Source organism: Streptomyces sp. NPDC034043, from assembly GCF_055575675.1.
The window spans coordinates 720,961-739,058 of the sequence record NZ_JBVISF010000001.1; the positions used below are offsets into that span (position 1 = coordinate 720,961).

The following is an 18,098-nucleotide window of genomic DNA, read 5'->3' on the forward strand; positions in this document are numbered from 1 at the left end:
GTCAGCCTCCCTTTCCGGCCCGGTTGGTACGGGCGAGTAGCAGCAGCAGGTAAGGGGCGCCGACGGCGCCGGTGAGCACGCCGACGGGCAGCTCGGTCGGCGCCAGGACGGTGCGCGCCCCGAGGTCGGCCAGGATGAGCAGGACCGCTCCGGTGAGGGCGCTGGTGATCAGCGGGATACCGGCGGTGCCGGCGAGCCGCCGGGCGATCTGAGGGGCGCCCAGGGCGACGAAGGCGATCGGCCCGGCCGCGGCCGCGCCGAGCGCGGTGAGGCACGTGGCGAGGACCAGCAGCACGATCCGCGAGTGCCGCAGCGGCATGCCGAGGCTCCGCGCGGTGTCGTCGTCGTACTGGAGCAGCTGGTACGGGCGCGCCAGTGACAGGGTCAGCGGCAGCAGTACGGCCAGCGCCAGTCCGGCCCACTGGACGTGTTCGTAGCCGCGGCCGTTGAGGCTGCCCGTCAGCCACACCATGGCGCGGGACGCCTGGTCGATGTCGGCGCGGGCCAGCATCCAGCGGGTCAGCGCGACCAGGGCGCCGTTCGCGGCGAGGCCGACGAGGACGAAGCGGTAGCCGGTGATGGTGCCGTCCCGGAACGCCAGCAGGTAGATGACGACCGCGGTCAGCAGGGCGCCGGCGAGGGCTCCGAACGGGACCGCCGCGAAGGTGCCCGCGCCGGCCGCGGTCACCCCGCCGATGAGGATGGCGCTCACCGCTCCGGCTCCGGCTCCGGACGCGATGCCGATCAGGTCCGGGCTGGCCAGCGGGTTGCGGGTGACGGCCTGGAACACGGCCCCGGCCAGCCCGAACGCGGCCCCCACCAGCAGGGCCGTCAGGGCCCGCGGGAGGCGCAGCTGGTGGACGATGAGGTCGGCCGAGCCGGAGCCCGTGCCCAGGACGGCGGCCAGTACGTCGCCCACCGGAATGGCGAAGGTGCCCAGCGACACGGAGGCGATCAGCCCCGCGAAGCCGGCCGCCACGAGGGCGAGCACCACCAGCGCGACCCTGGGCCGCACGGCCACGCCGAAGGGCCCTGCTTCGAGCCTCAGCCGCGGAACGGCCTTGCGGCGGACCGCCGGGACCGGCGTGCCGGTCGTACGCGTCACGCTCATCGGGTGTGCTCCTTGAGCTTGCCGCGCTTGACCAGCAGCGCGAGGAACGGCGCGCCCAGCAGCGCGGTCACCACGCCCGCCTCCAGCTCGCCGGGCCGGGCGACCATCCGGCCGACCACGTCGGCGGCGAGCATCAGCGACGCCCCGCCCAGCGCGGAACACGGGACCAGCCAGCGGGCGTCGGGCCCGGTGAAGGCGCGTACGACGTGCGGCACGACGAGGCCGACGAAGGTCACGGGGCCCGCGGCGGCCACGGCGGCGCCGGTCAGCAGGACCACCGCCAGCGCGCCCAGGGCACGGGTGGACCTGACCGGGGTGCCGAGCGAGCTGGCCAGGTCGTCCCCGAGGGCCAGGGCGTTGAGCCGGCCGCTCAGGCCGAGGGCGAGGGCGAGGCCGACGATGAGGAACGGGAGCAGTTCCATGCCCAGTTGGGCCTCCCGGCCGGCCAGCGAGCCGACCGCCCAGAACCGGTACTGGTCCAGGGTGCGCACGTCCATCAGCACGAGGGTGTTGGTGCCGGCGTCGAGCAGTACGGTCACCGCCGCGCCGGCCAGGGCGAGCTTGGCGGGAGTCGCGCCGCCGTAACCGGTACCGCCGACGGCGTAGGCGATGAGTCCGGCCAGCGCTCCGCCGAGGAAGGCGAACCAGATGTACTGGTACGAACTCGTCAGCCCCAGGACGCCGATGCTCGCGGCGACCGCGAACGAGCCTCCGGCGCTGATGCCGATGAGGCCGGGGTCGCCGAGGGGATTGCGGGTGATGTCCTGGGCCACCGCTCCCGCGGCGCCCAGGGCGAGGCCGACCAGCAGCCCCAGGAAGGTTCTGGGCATGCGCAGTTCGCGGATGACGATCGCGTCGCCCTCCTCGCTGCCGCCGATCGCCGCGAGGACGTCGGAGAGCGGCACGGATTTCGTGCCGATCGCCAGGGAGGCGCACACCATGGCCGCCACGAGGGCGAGCAGGAACGTGAGCACGAGGGTTCGGGACAGGGTTCGTCGGGGTGGCGGAACTGCCGGGACGGGGACCGCGGCGGCATCGGCGGTGACGGGCTTCAGAGACACTCAGACAAGGTAAGGGATGCCTAACCGTATCGGCTCTTCGGCCCCCGTCTGGATTTGGCCACGAAGAGCGGCTACTGTTCACCACGCATTTACTCAGGCAAGCCTTACCTAAGAGCGCCTCGCCCTTAGAGCACGCGTTCCCTCTGGAGAACTGAGAACCGATGAACAGCTTCACCCACCGTCGCCGGCCGGGCCGGATCGCCGCCGCCGTCCTCACGGCGGCCATGGCCCTCTCGCTCGCCGCCTGTGGCAGCGGGGATGACGGCAAGTCGGCCGCCGAGTCGTCGCCGAAGCCGGCCGCCGCCGAGTCCGCGGGCTTCCCGCGCACCATCACCCACGACAAGGGCAAGACCGAACTGAAGGCCAAGCCCAAGCGTGTGGTGGCGCTGGACAACAGCCTGGTCGAGGCGGTCGTGGCGCTCGACGCGCCGCTGGTCGGCGGCATCGGGTCCTACCGTGACCAGAAGGGCTTCCCGGCGTACCTGGGTGACGCGGTGAAGGACACCAAGGACGTCGGCCCGCTCGACAACCCGAACCTCGAGGCGATCGCGGCCCTCAAGCCCGACCTCATCGTCTCGGCGACCGTCCGGCACGCCGACTTCTACGACCGGCTGAGCCAGATCGCGCCGACCGTCTTCGTGAAGACCACCGGCCCGATCTGGAAGGAGAACGTCACCTTCCTCGGCCAGGCGCTGGGTCAGGAGGAGAAGGCCCAGGCGAAGCTCACGGCCTACCAGACCCGCGCCAAGAAGATCGGTGACGCGATCAACGCCAAGGGCGGCGGCGCCAACGGCAAGCCCACCTTCTCGGTCCTCCGCTTCGTCGACGGTCCGACGCGCATCTACCTGCCCAAGACGTTCAGCGGCATCATCCTGAACGACATGGGGCTGACGCGGCCCGAGAACCAGCGCGACGAGTCGAAGTTCAACATCGAGATCAGCGAAGAGCAGATCCAGCAGGCGGACGCCGACCACATCTTCATGACCTCCTTCTCGGGCGGTGACGAGCGCAAGAAGAAGTTCACCGCCAACCCGCTGTGGCAGCGCCTGAACGCGGTCCAGAAGAACCAGGTCCACGAGGTCGACGACTCGACCTGGATGACCTCGGTCTCCCTCCAGGGCGCGGACATGGTCCTCGACGACCTGGCGAAGGCCTTCCAGGTCGACCCCGCCAAGTAGGCGGACGCCGGGAGGGCGGGCCCTGCCCGCCCGCCTCGACGGAAAGGCCCCGGCCGCGTACTCCCGTACGTGGCCGGGGCCTTTCGGCGTCCGGGAGGGGTCCGTCGTCAGTCCGTCTCCTCGATGCGGCGGATCCGCTCGTCGTCGCAGGTCCGGGGGCAGGTCGCGCACGCCCGGGCCGACTCCAGCGTGTAGTACATGCAGCAGCCGAGCCGGGTGCGCGTCGGGTGCAGCCGCCCGTCGCGCGTCTCCAGCCGCCTGAAGTCCGCACCGCCGGGGAAGGGGGCGATGGCGGTGGGGAGCAGTTCGGTCGCCTCCCGCACCGCCCGGTCCTCCTGGCCGAGGACGCGGCCGAGGTACCAGATCCCGGAGACGAGGTCGTCCGCGGCCATCCCCCACAGGGCGCGGTCGCGGCGCCGCACCCGTGGCCCGAAGGCCGCCAGCAGCGGCCGTACGTGATCGGCGACGGCGGCGCGCAGCTCGGCGCGCAGCGCCTCCTCCCCGGCCACGGGCCGCGCACCGGGAAGGTGCGCCGCCGGGTCGCCGGGCAGACAGGCGAACGCCGTCCCGGGCACGATCTCGAACGTGCCGGCCGACACGTCGATCCGCACCTCGCGCGGGCGGACGCGCGGTACGCGCCGTTCCAGGTACCAGGCGCCGCTCATCAGCAGGCTGACGGACCAGAGGTAGTCGTGCAGCGCGCGCGAGGCGGCGACGTCCGGGCGCGGTTCGTGCCCGTGGCCGGACCGGATGCGTGCGGCCTCGGCGGCGACGAAGGCCTCCAGGGCCTCCTGGTCCTCCGCCAGCCGGTCGCCGCCGACGAGTCCTCCGGGCCGTGCCGCCGCGGTGGCCACCCGGGCGTCGAGCGCCGGGCAGAGGTCCGCGAGGCGCCCGTAGGTCCGCGCGAGCACGGCGGCGGCCACGTTGCCGGGCGTGGTGCGCGGGAGTGCGGTCATCGGTTCTCGATCATGTGCGGCACGAAGCTCCGGTGTTAGCTGATAGGTAAGCCTTACCTTAACCCAATGGTTTACGATCGTGGGTGCCGTGTCAGGTCCCGTGTCGCAGGGGCAAGTTGAGGCTAAGGGTTGGCTAACCTAAGCTGACCTTCGCCGGCGTCAGTGAAGGACGTCGGTACCACGGCGTGCCGGAAAACAGCCACCACGTGCACCGCCACTGCTCAGCACTCGGAAGGGGCTCCAGCCCATGCGGTTGTACCTGCTCGCACTCAACCCGACCGACTCGGTCACCGAGGGGTTCCTCCCCGCCGCGGCCCGGCTCGGCCTCGAGGTCACGATCCTCACCGACCAGCCCGAGGGCCACCGCCGCTCGGCGCCGGACGCCGAGGTCCTGGAGTGCGACGTCCGCGACTTCCGCGCGGTCATCACCCGCATATCCACCCACCGCACGCCCGCCGCGGTCTTCACCAACAGCGACCACCTCCAGACCCAGGCGGCCCTGGCGGCCGACTACTTCGGCCTCCCCGCCAAGGACTGGCGGGCGACGCTGCGCGTCAAGGACAAGGCCGAGATGCGCCGCCACCTGGCCGCCGCCGGGCTCGACGCCGTCTGGTCCACGGAACTGGCCGCCGGCCAGGACCCGACCGTGCTCACCGCCCTCGACGTGCCCTACCCGTGCGTGGTCAAGCCCCGCGAGGGCGTAGCCAGCGAGGACGTGGTGCTGGCCGACGGACCCGGGGAACTGGTCCAGCGCTGCAAGGAGATCCAGACCCGCCGGCCGGAGGCGGCCCTGGTGGTCGAGGAGTACCTGGCCGGCGAACTGTGCAGCCTGGAGACCCTCGGCGACGGCCGGGTGCGCCACGTACTGGGCGGCTTCCGCACGCGGCTCTCCCCGCCCCCGTACTTCATCGAGCAGCGCTGCACCTTCGTCAGCGCCCACCCCGACGCCGTCGTCGAGCACGTCCTCGCCCAGCTCGACGCCCTCGGCGTCGGCTTCGGCATCTGCCACACCGAGTTCGTCGTGAAGGACGGCCGGGCCCGCATCATCGAGGTCAACTACCGGGCCATCGGCGACCAGGCCGACCTGATGCTCGCCCAGCTGCTGGACATCCCGCTCTTCGAGCACGTCCTGCGCACCCACCTCGGAGAGCCCCTCCCCGCCGACCTCGGCATGCGCACCGACGGCGTCGCCCTGGTCGACAACCCCTGCGCCCAGAGCGCCGGCACGCTCACCGCCGCGCCCGAGGCCGCCGACCTCGTCGTGGACGGCATCGAACTCACCTACCGGCCGCTGCGCGCGGTGGGGGAGCGGCACGAGCTGTACAACACCAACCGCGACTTCATCGGCGCCCTCCGCGCGCTGGGCCGGAACACCGACCAGGAGACCCTCGACCGCGTCGTCGCCGACTTCCTCGCGGCCCAGCGCTGGGAGATCACCCCGTGAACACCACCACCCGCACCGGCACCACCGAGGCGGAGCTGCTGCTCCGCGTCCTCGGGGCGCTCCTGCGCGAGGACGTCGTAGGCCTGCGCACGCGCACCACCGCCGTCGACCGCGCGGACGGCCGCTGGCTGCGGCTGCCCGCGGATGACGGCGACGCCCTGCTCCTTCCGGTCACCGCGGACGGCTACCAGAGCGTGTACGCGGCCCGGCTGCCGCTGCTCGCCCGGGAGTCGGACGGCCGCGAGCTCACCACCCACGACGAGGTCCTCGAAGCCCTCGGCGCGCTCGCCGACCCCGTCGACCGCGGCGGCTTCGACGCCTTCGCCGAAGAGTGCCGCCAGACCCTCGCCACCATGCGGCTGCACGCCGACACCGCCGACGAGGCCGCCGACGGCCTCACCGCCGAACACGGCACCGACCCCGCGCACTGGACCGGCCTCACGGGCGGACTCGCCCACGACGCCCTCGCCGCGCGCCTCGACCACCCGGTGTACCCCACCGCACGGGGCCGCTCCGGCCTGGACGAGGACCAACTGCGCGCCTACGCACCCGAGTTCCACCCGCGCTTCGCGCTGCGCTGGATCGCCGTGCCGCAGCGCGACCTCACGGTCGCCGGCGGGCCCGCCGCGCTGCCCGACGTCTGGCCCACGCCGGCCGCGCTCGGCCTGCCCGAGCTCGACCACAGCCACCTCGCCCTCCCCGTCCACCCGCTCACCGTCGGCGCGCCGCTGCGCGAGGCCCTGGACGCGGCGGGCCTGGCCGGCCGTGCCGTCCTCGCCGAGCGCCCGTACCTCGAAGTCGTCCCCACGCTGTCCATGCGCACGGTCGGCGTCACCGCCGACCCCACCCTGCACATCAAGGTCCCGATGGCCACCGCCACCCTGGGACTGCGCAACCGCCGGATCATCCGGCCCGGCTTCCTCGCCGACGGGGTCGCGGGACAGCGGCTGATCGAGACCGTCGTCGCGCGCGAACCCCGCTTCCAGGGCGTCATCCTGCACGCCGACGAGACGGTCTACGCCCACGCCGGCCACGAACTCCTCGCCGCCCTCTGCCGCCGCTACCCGGCCGGCCTCGAGGACGCCGTCGTCACCCCGCTCGCCGCGCTCCTCGCCGAAGCCCCCGGCGGCCGGCTGCTGATCGACCACCTCGCCGACCGGTTCTACGGCGGGGACCCGATCGCCCTGCTCGACGCCTACCTGCGGCTGCTCATCGACTGGCAGACGACCCTGTTCGGCTACGGCATAGCGCTGGAGTCCCACCAGCAGAACGTCTCCCTCGTCCTCGACCACGGTCCGGCCGGCGAGACCCGCGTCCGGCTCCTGTTCAAGGACGACGACGGCCCGCGCGTCCACCCGGCCCGCGTACGCGCCACGCTCGGCGCCGACGCCCCCCTCGGCTTCGACGACCCCCGCGCCTTCTGCGACGACGACCGCCCGCTCACCGACCTGCTCACCACCATCACCCTGCACCTGTGCGCCGGTTCGTACGCCTTCGGGCTGGCCCGGCACGGCCGCGCCGAGGCTTGGGTGCTGCTGGACCTCGTACGGGACCGGCTCGCCGAGGCCGCCGAACGCCTCGGTACCCGACCTGGCGAGCCCGGAGCCGTGCTCCGCGCCCACGTCCTGGACGCCCCGCAGCTGCCGGTCAAGGCGATGGTCAGCGCCGGCACCCTGCTCAGCAAGGAGCGCTCGGGCGCCGCCGACATCAACAAGCACTACACGACCGGCCCCAACTACCTGCTCCGGGGCGGGGGTCCGCGATGAGCGCCGCAGCGCCGACGGACCAGCTCCAGGCGGCCCCCGCCGCCGCGCCGGAACCCCGTCCCGTCCTCGGCCGCAGGCAGGTGCACGCGGTGGCGGGCTGCTACTTCGTGGCCTCCTTCGCCGCGCTGGGCCTGCCGCCCTTCCTCACCGAGATCCTCCCGGAACTCGGCGACCGCGACGCCAGCTGGGCCGGCGTGCTCTACATCGTCCCCACCATCTTCGCCGCCGTCGGCGCCCCCCTGTGGGGACGGCTCGCCGACCGGTTCGGCCGCAAGCGGCTGCTGCTGAGGGCCCAGCTGGGCCTCGCGGCCTCCTTCCTGCTGGCCGGCTGGGCCGACTCGATCGCCACCTTCACCGTCGCCCTGGTGCTCCAGGGCATACTCGGCGGCACCTTCGCCGCCTCCAACGGCTACCTCGGCGCCTCGCTGGAGGGCCCGCAGCTGTCCAAGGCGCTGACCCTGATGCAGGGCGCCGCGCGCGCCGCGCTGGTCTTCGCCCCGATCGTGGTCGGCAGCCTGTCGCCCTGGATGTCACCGCACCGCCAGTACGCGCTGCTCGCCGTCCTCCCGCTCACGGCCGCGGTGCTGATCGCCGCACTGCCGGAATCCCGCGGCGTGAGCGCGAAGCCCCGTACGCCCGCGCCCGCGGAAGCGGCGGGCGCGGGCGCCGCCGAAGAGACGGGCCGCGAGCGCGTCACCTCTTTGCGCGGGCTCTACGCCCTGGAGTTCGCCTTCGTCTTCTCCACGGTCATCTCCTTCCCGTACCTGATCTCCCTTATCGAAGAGCGAATACCCGGCACCTCACCGCTGGTCTCCGGCGTCCTCTTCGCCCTGCCCCACCTGTGCTACCTCGCCGCCGCGATGTGGGTGCACTCCGGCTTCCACCGGCGCCCCCGCCTCGGCGTGGCGCTCGGTTTCGCCTGCATAGCCCTCGGGCTGGCCGGGCACGGGCTCGCCCACTCGCTCGCCGGCCTCGTCGCCGTCCGCCTGCTGCTGGGCGCGGGCCTCACCCTCGGCCTCGTCTGCCTCTCCGTCATGGCCTCGGACTGCGCCAAGGGCCGCGCCCCCGGCGGGCTGTTCGGCTCGATCGAGTTCTTCTCGAAGGCCGGAGCCGTCGTCGCGGGCCTCGCCGCCGCCGTCGGAAACGGCCTGTACGGGCCCTCCGCGCCCGTGCTGACCGGCACCGCCGTGGCCCTGGTCACCGTCGGCGCGACCGCCCTCCCGGCCCTGAACGTCCGTTCCCTCCGCTCTCTCCGCACCCGCTGGAGCCGTTGATGTCCCTGACCGATGCAATCGGTGCCCACCCTGTCGCCGCGCGTGCCTCCGTCTCCCCGGCCGGGCTGCCCACCGCCGACGAGGCGGTCACCCACACCCTCCTGAACTGCCTGCTGCGCGAGCTGTCCGGACCGGAACACCAGACCGCCGTCGCCGACGGCCACCTCATGCTGTGGCTGCCCCGCCGCGGGGTGCTGCTGCGCGCCGCCCTGCGCCGCACCTCGCTGATCGGCGCCCACCGGTTCACCGGACCGGTGCGAGAGCGGCGGGAGGACGGCTGGGTCCAGGTCGGCTGGCGCCGCCTCGCCGAGTACGTCCACGACGAACTGGCACTGCGGACCGACGTGCGCAACGAGGAGTTCCTGGAGCAGATCGCCTCCAGCCACGAGGCCGTGTCCGCCGCGCTCGCCGTACGCGCCGGCCGCCCCGCCACCGCCACCACGGTCGGCGAGGGCGACGGACTCGCCGCCTACCTGGAGTCCGAGCAGTCCCTCGTGCTCGGCCACCGCTTCCACCCCACCCCGAAGGCCCGCAGCGGCGACACCGCCTCCTGGCTCTCGTACGCGCCCGAGACCGGCGCCTCCTTCCGGCTGCGCCACCTCGCCGTCCGCGAGCACCTCCTCATCGAGGAGACCGCCGAGGACGGCGCGACGCGACCGCTCGACCGGCTCCGCGCCGAGGTCCCCGAGGGCTACCGGCTGCTGCCCGCGCACCCGTGGCAGTACGAGATGCTCAGCGGCCACCCCGGGCTGCGCGACGCCCTCGACCGCGGTGACATCCTGGACCTCGGCGACGGCGGCGAGCCCTTCGCCGCCACCGCCTCGGTCCGCACGCTGTACGACGGCGACACCTTCCTCAAGTTCAGCCTCAACGTCCGCATCACCAACTGCCTGCGCAAGAACGCCAGTTACGAACTCTCCGGTGCCGTCGCCCTGACCCGCCTGCTGGCGCCGGTCCTCGCGGAGCTGGAGACCCGCTTCCCCGGCACCGCCATGCTCCGCGAGCCCGCCTACCGCAGCCTCGCCCTGCCGGGCCCCGACGGCACCCCCGACCGCGCCCTGCTCGAAGGCTTCGGCGTGATCGTCCGGGAGGGCCTGCTCAGCCGGCTCATGCCCGGCACCACCCCGCTGCTGGCCGCGGCCGTCGCCGACGAGTACCCCACCGGCCCCGGGCACATCTCCCGCCTCGTCGACACCACCGACCCGCAGGCCGCCCTCGACTGGTGGGCCGCGTACGTCAAGCTGCTCGTCCCGCCCGTCCTGTCCGCGTACTTCGACCACGGACTGGTGCTGGAGCCGCACCTGCAGAACGTGGTGGTCTGCGTCGACGACGAGGGCATGCCCGCCCAGGTGCTCTTCCGCGACCTGGAGGGCACCAAGCTCGTCCCCGAGCACCACGCCGAACTCCTCGCCGCGCTGCCGGCCGAGGTCGCCGGCCCCATGACGTACGACGCCCAGCGCGGCTGGGACCGGGTCGTGTACTGCCTCCTGGTCAACCACGTCGCCGAGATGCTCGCGGCCCTCGCCGACCTGCACCCGCAGACCGAGGCCGCCCTGTGGGCGCAGGTCCGCACCACCGTCCAGGAGCACGCCGACCGGTACGGCTGCCCGCCGCGCCTGGCCGCCCTCCTCGCCGGCGTACCGCTGCCCGCCAAGGCGAACCTGCTCACCCGCTGGGAGCGCAAGGCCGACCGCGAGGCCGGCTACGTCCGCCTGGCCTCCCCGCTCGCCGAGGACGTGCTCTCCCAGGTCCTGCGGAACCACACCGAAGACGACCACGCCGACGCCACCCGGAGCATCCGTTGACCGCCCCCACCCCCGCCGTGCGCGAACGCGCCCTCGACCTCCCGGCGACGGAACTGCCCGCCTACCTCTACGACCTGACGGCACTGCGCGCGCACGCCGCCGCCGTCCGGGCCGCACTGCCCCAGCGCGTCGAGCTGTACTACGCGGCCAAGGCCAACCCGGAGGCGGAGATCCTCGCCGCCCTCGAACCGTACGTCGACGGGTACGAGGTCTCCTCCGGCGGCGAACTCGCCCACGTCAGCAAGGCCGTCCCCGGGCGCCCGCTGGCCTTCGGCGGTCCCGGGAAGACCCCCGCCGAGATCGTGACCGCCCTCGAACTGGGCGTCGAACGCTTCCACGTGGAGAGCCTGTACGAACTGCGCGTGCTGGCCGACCTCGTCGCGGGCAACGCACCCGTCGGGACCGCGCCGGGAGTGCTGCTGCGCTTCAACCTGCCCCTGGCCGCCGCCTCCCTCGAAGGCAGTTCCCTGGCCATGGGCGGCCGCCCCACCCCCTTCGGCCTCGACCCCGCCGAGGCCGACACCGCGGTGCGCCTGCTCACCGACGGCACCTACCCGCAGCTGCGCCTGCTGGGCGTCCACGCCCACCTGGCCAGCGGCCTCGACGCCCCCGAGCAGCTCGCGGTCGCCGAATCCGTCCTCACCTGGGCCACCGGCCTCGCCGCCCGCCACGGCGTCGAGTTCGCCGAGGTCAACGTCGGCGGCGGCATGAGCGTCGACTACGCGGACCCGGAATCCCGCTTCGACTGGGCGGCCTACGGCGCCGGCCTCGGCGAACTCGTGGACGCCCACCCCGGCCTGACCCTGCGCATCGAGCCCGGCCGCGCCCTGACCGCGTACTGCGGCTGGTACGCCACCGACGTCCTGGACGTGAAGCACAGCCACGGCGAGGAGTTCGCCGTGGTCCGCGGCGGCACCCACCACCTGCGCACCCCCGCCACCAAGGGCCACGACCAGCCCTGCACCGTCTTCCCCGTGGCCGAGTGGCCCCACCCCTGGCCCCGGCCGGCCGCCGGCGCCGAGCGGGTCACGCTCACCGGCCAGCTGTGCACCCCGAAGGACCTGCTCGCCCGCGGTGTGGAGGCGCCGGGCCTGCGGGCCGGGGACCGGGTGGCCTTCGGCCTCGCGGGCGCCTACGCCTGGAACATCTCGCACCACGACTTCCTGATGCACCCCCGGCCCGGCTTCCACTTCCTGGAGGCCTGAGGCGGCACGTCGTCAGAGTCCCGCCCGTCCCGCCCCGGAGCGCACCGGGGTGCGGCCGGGGCGGGCGGCCCCGGCCGCCGCGGCGGTGCCCGGGCGGGTCCGGCGGCGGCGCAGCAGGGCGGCCGGGAACAGCCAGCAGGCGCCGCACCACAGTGCCAGGGCGGCGTCGAGGAGCAGCGCGGTGCCCGGAGCGGTGACCTGGCGCAGCAGCACCAGGATGCCCAGGGAGGTCATCGCCAGCAGCAGGGCCATGCCCGCCGCGACGAGCCGTGACGCCCAGACGACGGTCTCCGGCTTGAGCCGCAGCCCCGTCACCAGGCGGTGCAGGGCCACCGGCCCGGTCAGCGCCGCCATGGCGCCGACCCCGCACAGCACGCAGACCAGGTACAGCTGCCGGTCCGTCCCGCCCAGGTGCCCGAAGGCGGGCGTGAACGCCACCGCGAGGAGGAAGGCCAGCAGCAGCTGCACGGCGGTCAGCACCACCCGCACCTCGTGCATCAGCTCCAGCCAGAGCCGGTCGGCGCGCTCGTCGCAGGTCTCCTGGCGCTGACCCACGTTCGACGCCCGGGCGATCACGTCGCACCGCCGAGGGCGGGGGCCGCGGCATCCGGGTGCATGGCCGCCACCTCCTGAGATCTGCGTGCCCCCTGCCGGACCGGCAGGGGGCACGTCGTACGGGATGCGGGTCAGGTGTCGCGGCGACGGCCGCGCAGGGAGTCGCCGACTCCGCGTGCGCGCTGATCGGCCTTGCCGATGGTCTCCTCGGCCTTGCCCTTGGCCTGGTCGACCTTGCCCTCGGTCTTCATCCGCTCGTTGCCGGACATCTTGCCGACGGCTTCCTTCGCCTTGCCCTTGGCCTGCTCCATCTTGCCCTTGGCCTTCTCCGCCATGGTGAACTCCTTTCGAGGGTTCCGCACGGCGTCTGCCCAGCTTCGGCCGTCCGAATCCGATCGGGTGGAACCGGGCGGCGCGGCGGGGCGCGGGGCCGCCGCCCGGTTAGACCTCACCGGGCGGGGGGACCGTGCGGAGAGGAAGGCGTTTCGTCATGGACGGCCACGGGGCCACGCACGCACAGGTCACGCTCCACGTCAACGGCGAACGGCACGTCCTCGACCTGGACCACCGCACCACCCTGCTCGACGCGCTGCGCGAGCGACTGGACCTCACCGGGGCGAAGAAGGGCTGCGACCACGGTCAGTGCGGGGCGTGCACCGTCCTCGTCGACGGGCGGCGCCTCAACAGCTGCCTGCTCCTCGCCGTCGCCCAGGAAGACGCGCGGATCACCACCGTCGAGGGCCTCGCGGGCGACGACGGACGGCCGCACCCCCTCCAGGAGGCCTTCGTGGCCCGGGACGCCTTCCAGTGCGGCTACTGCACGCCCGGCCAGCTCTGCTCGGCCGTCGGCATGCTCGCCGAGGCGGCCGCGGAGGAGGCCGAACTGACCCGAGAGGCCATCGCCGAGCGGCTCAGCGGCAATCTGTGCCGGTGCGGCGCGTACCCCCGGATCGTCGACGCCGTGCGGGACGTGATCGCGTGAAGCCCTTCCGTTACGTCCGCCCCGCGAGCCTCGCCGAGGCCGCCGAGGCCCACGGGGCCCGGCCCGGCTCCGCCTACCTCGCGGGCGGCACGAACCTCGTCGACCTGATGAAGCTCGGCGTCGAGCGGCCCGACACCGTCGTCGACGTCGCCCGCCTCCTGCCCGGCGGGATCGAAACCACCGCCGACGGCGCGGTACGCGTCGGCGCCGGGGTCCGCGGCGCCGACCTCGCCGCCCACCCGCTGGCCGGGGCCCGCTGCCCCGTCCTCTCCCAGGCCCTGCTGTCCGGGGCCTCGGCACAGCTGCGCAACGCTGCCACGACCGGGGGCAACCTGCTCCAGCGCACCCGCTGCGGCTACTTCCAGGACGTGTCCAAGCCCTGCAACAAGCGGGCCCCCGGCAGCGGCTGCGCGGCCCTCGACGGCGTCAACCGCGAACACGCCGTGCTCGGCCACTCCCCGCTGTGCGTGGCCACGCACCCCTCCGACCTGGCGGTGGCGCTGAGCGCGCTGGACGCCGAGGTGGAGGTCACCGGAGCCGACGGCGTCCGCACGGTGCCGCTCGACGGCTTCCTGAGGCTGCCGGGGGAGCAGCCCGAACGGGACACCACGCTGCGGCACGGAGAGCTCGTCACCGCGGTCCTGCTGCCGCCCGGGGCCTTCGGCGTGCCGTCCGCCTACCGCAAGGCCAGGGACCGGGCCTCGTACGCCTTCGCCCTCGCCTCGGTCGCGGCGGTCCTGGAGGTGCGGGACGGCCGGGTGGCACGGATCGCGCTCGCCTTCGGCGGACTCGCGCACCGGCCCTGGCGGGCCCGGGTCGCGCAGCAGCGGCTGCTGGGCGAGCGCCCGACGCCGGACGCCGTCCGCGCGGCCGTCGACGCCGAGCTGGAGGCGGCCCGTCCGCTGCGCGACAACGCCTTCAAGGTGCTCCTCGCCCGCAACCTCGCCCGCGAGGTACTGGCCCGGCTCGCCGCACCCGGGCAGCACTGACCCCGGCGGGCACCCGCCCCGCCCGCCAGGGCGGAGAAGGAAGAGGGAGACAGACCATGGAAGGCTTCCCCGCGCTCGGTTCGCCCGCGACCCGGCGGGAGGGCGCGCAGAAGGTCACCGGCGCAGCCCGCTACGCCGCCGACCACACCCCGCCCGGCTGCCTGTACGCCTGGCCGGTGGCCGCCACTGTCGCCGCCGGCCGGGTGGTCCGCGTGGACACGGCCGCGGCCGCGGCGCTGCCCGGAGTGGCGGCCGTGCTCACCGCCTCCGACGCGCCCCGGCTGGGACCGGCCGAGGACCCGGAGCTGCGGCTGCTCCAGGACGACCGGGTGCCGCACCACGGCTGGTACGTGGCCCTGGCCGTCGCCGGCACCCTCGAACGGGCCCGGGAGGCCGCCGCGGCCGTGTCCGTCACGTACGACACCGAGGGCCCCGCCCCCGACGTCCGGCTGTACGAGGACCACCCCGACGCCTACGCGCCCGAGAAGGCCAACGGCGGCTATCCCGGGCGCCGGGAGCGGGGCGACGCCGCCGCCGCGTACGCCGCCGCCCCGGTGCGCGTCGACTGCCGGTACGCGGTGCCCCCGCTGCACAACCACCCGATGGAGCCGCACGCCGCCACCGCCGTCTGGGAGGCGGACGAGGGCCGGCTGACGGTGTACGACTCCAGCCAGGGCGCCTGCACCGTGCGCGCCGACCTGTCCTCCCTCTTCGGGCTGCCCGAGGACCGGATCACCGTGTTCTCGGAGCACGTCGGCGGCGGCTTCGGATGCAAGGGCACGACCCGCCCCCACGTGGTGCTCGCCGTGATGGCGGCCCGGCACACCGGGACGCCCGTCAAGCTCGCGCTGCCCCGCGGCGGCCTGCACGAGGTGGTGGGGCACCGCGCCCCCACCCTGCACCGGGTGCGCCTCGGCGCCCGGCCCGACGGCACCCTCACGGCCCTGGCGCACGAGGTCACCACCCACACCTCGCGCATCCGCGAGTTCGTCGAGCAGGCGGCCGTCCCCGCCCGGGTCATGTACGCGGCCCCGGACCTGCTCACCGCGCACCGCGTCGTCCCGCTCGACGTGCCCACCCCGTCGTGGATGCGGGCACCGGGAGAGACCCCCGGCATGTACGCGCTGGAGTCGGCGATGGACGAACTGGCCGACGCGGTGGGCGTGGACCCCGTCGAGCTGCGCGTGCGCAACGAACCCTCCGCCGAGCCGGACGGCGGCCGCCCGTACAGCAGCCGCAACCTGGTCGCCTGCCTGCGTGAGGGCGCGCGGCGCTTCGGCTGGCCGCGGACCCGCGGGCCGCAGACCCGGGGCGCCCTGCTGACCGGTGCGGGCGTGGCCGCGTCCACGTACCCGGCCCTGGCCGTCCCCTCCCAGGCGCTGGCCCACGCCCTGCCGGACGGCACCTACCGGGTGGAGGTGGCCGCCACCGACATCGGCACCGGGGCGCGGACCGTCCTGGCCCTGGTGGCCGCCGACGCGCTCGGCGTGTCCCCCGACCGGGTGAGCTGCGAGGTCGGGCACACCGGACTGCCCCCGGCATCCCTGGCGGGCGGCTCGTCCGGCACCGCGTCCTGGGGGTGGGCGGTGCACGAGGCGTGCCGGGCGCTCGCGCTGAAACTCGCCCGGCGCGACGGGAAGGTGCCCGAGGGCGGCCTGTGCGCTTCCGCCGACACCACGGCAGCCGCCAAACAGCGCTCGCCGTACGCCCGGCACGCCTTCGGCGCCCAGTTCGCCGAGGTGTCCGTCGACACCGTGTCCGGCGAGGTGCGGGTGCTGCGCATGCTGGGCGTCTTCGCGGCAGGCCGCGTCCTCAACCCGCTGACGGCCCGCTCCCAGTTCGTCGGGGGCATGGTGATGGGCCTGGGGATGGCGCTCACCGAGCACGCCCCGCTGGACCCCGCGTACGGCGACTTCACCGCAAGGGACCTGGCCTCGTACCACGTCCCGGTGCACGCGGACGTGCCCGACATCGAGGCGTACTGGGTCGAGGAGCACGACAAGCACCTCAACCCGATGGGGAGCAAGGGGATCGGCGAGATCGGCACGGTGGGCGCGGCCGCGGCCATCGGCAACGCCTTCGCCCGGGCGACCGGCCGCCGGATCCGCGAACTGCCCCTCACCCCCGACCGGGTCCTCGCCGCCCTGGAGGCGGCCGACGGCCCGGCCGGCACCTGAGCCCCGGGCGACGGTTGCCCTCCCGGAGCGCGGGTAGCCGCCGTTAAGGAGCCGTCCGGGAGGAAGTCCCATGATCCAGGTCTCGATACCGCTGTTCCCCGCCGAAGACGGTGGTCTGCTGATCCCCGCCGACCACGTCACCGCCCTGCTGCGCCAGCTCGCCGCGGACTGGCTGCACGCCACGGAGACGGGCGAGCTGCCGGCTGATGAGGAGACGGTGTCCGAACTGGCCGACGTACTGACCGAGCTCGCCGATCAGATCGACGTCGAGTGCATCGGCTGCGCCTCGCAGTGACCGCCCGCCGCACAGCACCCCGTACGGGGTCCGCCGGTGGCCTCCTCAGGTCTTCAGCAGCCGGTTGAAGAACGACCGGTACTGCTGGAGGGCCATCCGCAGGTCCTCCGTAGCCACCTCGTCACCTCGCTGCCACTGGCCCTCCAGGTCCTGCTTGTGCGCCGCGAACGTCCCGGCGAGGTTCTGCATCAACTCGGCCACCAGACCGTCCGCCGAGGTGACCGCGTCCTTGGGGTCGTCGACGAAGCGGCCCTGGATCTCGCCCCACGCGGTGCGGTACCGCTCGGTCTCCTCGGCCGACAGCAGCGGCTGGTCGTCCCCCGCGTCAGGCTCCACGGCCTCCTGCGTCGTGCTCTCGTCGCCCGCGCCCCCGGTCATGCCTCCGGCGCCCGGGACGGCCGTGACGTCGTCGTCCCGGCCGGCCAGGCCTTCGTCGTACCGGCCGGAGACGGTTTCCTCGTGACGGCCGGAGACGGTTTCGTCCGCGTCGTCGCGGCCCGGGGCGCCTTCGTCCGCGCCGCCGGAGAGGTCTCCGGCCGCCTCGCCGGGGTAGACCGGCACGTCGCGCCCCTCGGTGTCCTGACCGGCGAGGTCCTCCGTGCTCAGGGGGGTGCGCCCGGCCGACTCGTTCTCGTCATGGTTCCGCATCTCACCGGCTCCTCTGATCCGTGAGCAGTTCCTCGAAAAGGGCGCGGTAGTGCACCATCGCGCCGCGCAGCTCCTCCGTCGTCGCACGGCCGTCCACGCTCCGGGCCCGGACGTCGTGCGCCGCCCGGTAGTGCTCCAGCGTCCGGCCGTGTTCGACCGACAGGTCGCGCACCGCTCCCTGGTACCCCTCCGTGGGGTAGCCGCGCTCCCGCATCAGCCGGGAGACGAGGTCATCGGCCTCCTCGACGGCACCCGCCGGACGGTCCACGAAGTGTTCCTGGACGCCCGTCCACTGCTCGGCGTAGTGGCGCCTGCGGTCCGGGGGGAGTTCCTTGATGTCGAGCTTGTCATGCCGCGCCTCACGGGCGCGCAGTTCGCGGTCGGCGGCCATCGAGCCGCCCTTCTCCTCGACCGTGCGCTCGTATTCCGGACCGAAGCGGTCGCGCAGATGGCGCCGCCGTGCCAGCAGCCACATGATCGCGGCGAGTGCGATCACCACGACCACCGCGACGACGATGACCGCTATGAGTGTGCTTGTGGACATCCTGGGCCTCCGTCCCGGGGCCTTGTAACCCGTATAGCGCGGCTGCCCGCCCTGCCCCCGGACAAACCCGGACGCGGGGCCGGCCCCGCCGTTCCGCACGCCCACCGG

The 18,098-nt window shown here is 74.0% G+C and carries 17 protein-coding genes; 10 read left to right on the plus strand and 7 right to left on the minus strand.

Annotated elements, in window-relative coordinates; all coding sequences use genetic code 11:
- Window position 1: 1 nt before the first annotated feature.
- Both ACZ51S_RS03710 and ACZ51S_RS03715 read right to left on the minus strand, forming a co-directional pair.
- Entirely contained in the window at window positions 2-1,111 is a 1,110-nt protein-coding gene (locus ACZ51S_RS03710) for a FecCD family ABC transporter permease (RefSeq protein ID WP_468802891.1), read from the minus strand.
- Window positions 1,108-2,085, minus strand: coding sequence for a FecCD family ABC transporter permease (locus ACZ51S_RS03715; protein ID WP_468885059.1), 978 nt, complete (start codon window positions 2,083-2,085; stop codon window positions 1,108-1,110). Before ACZ51S_RS03715 ends, ACZ51S_RS03710 begins: the two co-directional genes overlap by 4 nt.
- Before the next feature lie 248 nt (window positions 2,086-2,333).
- Between ACZ51S_RS03715 and ACZ51S_RS03720 the strand changes: the two genes are divergently transcribed.
- A complete protein-coding gene (locus ACZ51S_RS03720; protein ID WP_388937774.1) occupies window positions 2,334-3,350 on the plus strand; it encodes an ABC transporter substrate-binding protein in 1,017 nt (338 codons plus the stop codon).
- A gap of 107 nt (window positions 3,351-3,457) precedes the next feature.
- On the opposite strand, the gene ACZ51S_RS03725 is transcribed toward ACZ51S_RS03720, so the two are convergent.
- A complete protein-coding gene (locus ACZ51S_RS03725; protein ID WP_468959496.1) occupies window positions 3,458-4,306 on the minus strand; it encodes a (2Fe-2S)-binding protein in 849 nt (282 codons plus the stop codon).
- A gap of 247 nt (window positions 4,307-4,553) precedes the next feature.
- On the opposite strand from ACZ51S_RS03725, the gene ACZ51S_RS03730 reads away from it, so the two are divergent.
- The 5 genes from ACZ51S_RS03730 to ACZ51S_RS03750 are packed head-to-tail and all read left to right on the plus strand — an operon-like array spanning window position 4,554 to window position 11,800.
- Window positions 4,554-5,750, plus strand: a complete 1,197-nt coding sequence (locus ACZ51S_RS03730) for an ATP-grasp domain-containing protein (RefSeq protein ID WP_468802892.1) — start codon at window positions 4,554-4,556, stop codon at window positions 5,748-5,750.
- Window positions 5,747-7,516, plus strand: coding sequence for an IucA/IucC family protein (locus ACZ51S_RS03735; protein WP_468802893.1), 1,770 nt, complete (start codon window positions 5,747-5,749; stop codon window positions 7,514-7,516). The genes ACZ51S_RS03730 and ACZ51S_RS03735 overlap by 4 nt, the downstream gene beginning before the upstream one ends.
- On the plus strand, window positions 7,513-8,790 hold the full coding sequence (locus ACZ51S_RS03740; RefSeq protein WP_468478157.1) for an MFS transporter: 1,278 nt from the start codon (window positions 7,513-7,515) through the stop codon (window positions 8,788-8,790). Before ACZ51S_RS03735 ends, ACZ51S_RS03740 begins: the two co-directional genes overlap by 4 nt.
- Complete coding sequence (locus ACZ51S_RS03745) at window positions 8,790-10,595, plus strand: IucA/IucC family protein (protein ID WP_468478158.1); 1,806 nt, start codon at window positions 8,790-8,792, stop codon at window positions 10,593-10,595. The genes ACZ51S_RS03740 and ACZ51S_RS03745 overlap by 1 nt, the downstream gene beginning before the upstream one ends.
- A complete protein-coding gene (locus tag ACZ51S_RS03750) occupies window positions 10,592-11,800 on the plus strand; it encodes a type III PLP-dependent enzyme (RefSeq protein WP_468478159.1) in 1,209 nt (402 codons plus the stop codon). The genes ACZ51S_RS03745 and ACZ51S_RS03750 overlap by 4 nt, the downstream gene beginning before the upstream one ends.
- 12 nt (window positions 11,801-11,812) lie before the next feature.
- On the opposite strand, the gene ACZ51S_RS03755 is transcribed toward ACZ51S_RS03750, so the two are convergent.
- Entirely contained in the window at window positions 11,813-12,355 is a 543-nt protein-coding gene (locus tag ACZ51S_RS03755) for a DUF6328 family protein (protein ID WP_468478160.1), read from the minus strand.
- Window positions 12,356-12,486: 131 nt separating this feature from the next.
- A complete protein-coding gene (locus ACZ51S_RS03760) occupies window positions 12,487-12,690 on the minus strand; it encodes a CsbD family protein (RefSeq protein WP_388937787.1) in 204 nt (67 codons plus the stop codon).
- Window positions 12,691-12,845: 155 nt separating this feature from the next.
- Here ACZ51S_RS03760 and ACZ51S_RS03765 point away from each other — a divergent pair, with 155 nt between their 5' ends.
- The 4 genes from ACZ51S_RS03765 to ACZ51S_RS03780 all read left to right on the plus strand — a co-directional run bounded on the left by ACZ51S_RS03765 (window position 12,846) and on the right by ACZ51S_RS03780 (window position 16,798).
- Complete coding sequence (locus ACZ51S_RS03765; RefSeq protein ID WP_468478161.1) at window positions 12,846-13,337, plus strand: (2Fe-2S)-binding protein; 492 nt, start codon at window positions 12,846-12,848, stop codon at window positions 13,335-13,337.
- Window positions 13,334-14,326 (plus strand): FAD binding domain-containing protein, encoded by a 993-nt coding sequence (locus tag ACZ51S_RS03770; protein WP_468802895.1) that lies wholly within the window; start codon window positions 13,334-13,336, stop codon window positions 14,324-14,326. Before ACZ51S_RS03765 ends, ACZ51S_RS03770 begins: the two co-directional genes overlap by 4 nt.
- A gap of 56 nt (window positions 14,327-14,382) precedes the next feature.
- Entirely contained in the window at window positions 14,383-16,503 is a 2,121-nt protein-coding gene (locus ACZ51S_RS03775; protein WP_468802896.1) for a xanthine dehydrogenase family protein molybdopterin-binding subunit, read from the plus strand.
- Window positions 16,504-16,573: 70 nt separating this feature from the next.
- On the plus strand, window positions 16,574-16,798 hold the full coding sequence (locus tag ACZ51S_RS03780) for a DUF6213 family protein (protein ID WP_388937793.1): 225 nt from the start codon (window positions 16,574-16,576) through the stop codon (window positions 16,796-16,798).
- Window positions 16,799-16,843: 45 nt separating this feature from the next.
- Here ACZ51S_RS03780 and ACZ51S_RS03785 read toward each other — a convergent pair whose 3' ends face one another.
- Both ACZ51S_RS03785 and ACZ51S_RS03790 read right to left on the minus strand, forming a co-directional pair.
- Window positions 16,844-17,446, minus strand: coding sequence for a hypothetical protein (locus ACZ51S_RS03785; RefSeq protein ID WP_468802897.1), 603 nt, complete (start codon window positions 17,444-17,446; stop codon window positions 16,844-16,846).
- Window position 17,447: 1 nt separating this feature from the next.
- Window positions 17,448-17,990 (minus strand): hypothetical protein, encoded by a 543-nt coding sequence (locus ACZ51S_RS03790; RefSeq protein ID WP_468475610.1) that lies wholly within the window; start codon window positions 17,988-17,990, stop codon window positions 17,448-17,450.
- Window positions 17,991-18,098: the final 108 nt, after the last annotated feature.

Excerpts from the sequence above, each read along its gene's own strand:
- ACZ51S_RS03710 (WP_468802891.1), bottom strand. The coding sequence starts at position 1,111 with ATGAGCGTGACGCGTACGACCGGCACGCCGGTCCCGGCGGTCCGCCGC.
- ACZ51S_RS03720 (WP_388937774.1), top strand. The coding sequence starts at position 2,334 with ATGAACAGCTTCACCCACCGTCGCCGGCCGGGCCGGATCGCCGCCGCC.
- ACZ51S_RS03725 (WP_468959496.1), bottom strand. The coding sequence starts at position 4,306 with ATGACCGCACTCCCGCGCACCACGCCCGGCAACGTGGCCGCCGCCGTG.
- ACZ51S_RS03730 (WP_468802892.1), top strand. The coding sequence starts at position 4,554 with ATGCGGTTGTACCTGCTCGCACTCAACCCGACCGACTCGGTCACCGAG.
- ACZ51S_RS03740 (WP_468478157.1), top strand. The coding sequence starts at position 7,513 with ATGAGCGCCGCAGCGCCGACGGACCAGCTCCAGGCGGCCCCCGCCGCC.
- ACZ51S_RS03745 (WP_468478158.1), top strand. The coding sequence starts at position 8,790 with ATGTCCCTGACCGATGCAATCGGTGCCCACCCTGTCGCCGCGCGTGCC.
- ACZ51S_RS03760 (WP_388937787.1), bottom strand. The coding sequence starts at position 12,690 with ATGGCGGAGAAGGCCAAGGGCAAGATGGAGCAGGCCAAGGGCAAGGCG.
- ACZ51S_RS03765 (WP_468478161.1), top strand. The coding sequence starts at position 12,846 with ATGGACGGCCACGGGGCCACGCACGCACAGGTCACGCTCCACGTCAAC.
- ACZ51S_RS03775 (WP_468802896.1), top strand. The coding sequence starts at position 14,383 with ATGGAAGGCTTCCCCGCGCTCGGTTCGCCCGCGACCCGGCGGGAGGGC.
- ACZ51S_RS03780 (WP_388937793.1), top strand. The coding sequence starts at position 16,574 with ATGATCCAGGTCTCGATACCGCTGTTCCCCGCCGAAGACGGTGGTCTG.
- ACZ51S_RS03785 (WP_468802897.1), bottom strand. The coding sequence starts at position 17,446 with ATGCGGAACCATGACGAGAACGAGTCGGCCGGGCGCACCCCCCTGAGC.
- ACZ51S_RS03790 (WP_468475610.1), bottom strand. The coding sequence starts at position 17,990 with ATGTCCACAAGCACACTCATAGCGGTCATCGTCGTCGCGGTGGTCGTG.